General features: G+C 69.6%; 1 protein-coding gene. It reads right to left on the reverse strand.

The annotated features are described in order from the left end of the window. Positions 1-220 precede the first annotated feature (220 nt). Positions 221-1,047 (reverse strand): hypothetical protein (locus ACLWS4_RS37125; protein WP_416876440.1); only part of this gene is annotated, 827 nt, incomplete at its 5' end.

Genomic DNA, 1,047 nt, shown 5'->3' on the forward strand with positions numbered 1-1,047 from the left:
GGTCGCCGAGGGGGGTGGGGTAGCCGAGGCGGCGGGCGACGTCCTCGGCTGTCACGATCAACTCCACCGTCGTCCTCCTCGCGTTGCTGGGTGGCGAGGAGGGACGGTAGGCGGCGTCCTTCCTTGTGTCGTCCCGTGCTGCGTGGCGCGCAGCCGGGATCACGGCAGCTACCTCACGGGCGGCTGCCGGCCTTCGTTCACCACCTCAGCGGATGGGCGCTCAGGCCTCCTGGTGACGGTCCAGCCAGATCGCCGGGTCCTGGATCTCCCGGTTGGTCGGCATCCACTCTTCATCCTTCAGGAGGCGCTCGACCGCGGGGTACCCGCCGTAGGTGTAGACGGCGGCGAGGAACTGCTCGCCCAGGTCGTAGGCATCCGCCCTGGGGGACTCGGCGGTGAGCCGGGTGAACAGCTCGGTCGGCTCGGGCTCGTCGTCCAGGCGTGTGCGTGTGGCGATGCCGCACAGCCGCTCGGACGCCCTCGCCTGGACCCAGGAGGCGTGGCCCTCAAGGACAGCGGACGGGAAGCGGCATTCGTCGTGGGGCCAGCGGGCCAGCTGATCCTGGGTGCCGAGGCGCACCACGGCGTAGGGGAGGGTCGGGTTGAGCTCGAACTGGGCGAGGTGGGTGATCTCGTGAGCGAAGACGCAGGTCAGGAAGCGGTCGCTTCCCCGGGACTCGGCGTGGGCGGTGGGCATGACCACCAAGGCCGGGCCCTCGGCACGATAGATGATCGCGCCCTGGACCGTGGGGGCGAACTTCGTATACATGGCCTTGCCCTTGGTCTTGACCGCCAGCGTCGCCGCCGTCCTGAGCAGCCGGCGCTGCACGCCGCCCAACCCCAGGGATTCAATGCCCTTGGCGACCATCAGCTGGTTGTGCTCGACCTGCCAGGCGACGAACTGCTCCGGGGTCGCTATCCGCACGGTGATGTGCTCGGGCAGCGGCAACTGGGAGAGGTCGGCCGCCAGCGGGACGGCGGCTTCCATCAGCCGTTCGTACCGGCGCTGGTCGTCGGCAGTGGCGTTGGCGTCGTTGTGGATCGTGA

Origin of the sequence: Kitasatospora sp. SC0581 (assembly GCF_048159585.1) — a bacterium.
Lineage (GTDB): Bacteria > Actinomycetota > Actinomycetes > Streptomycetales > Streptomycetaceae > Kitasatospora.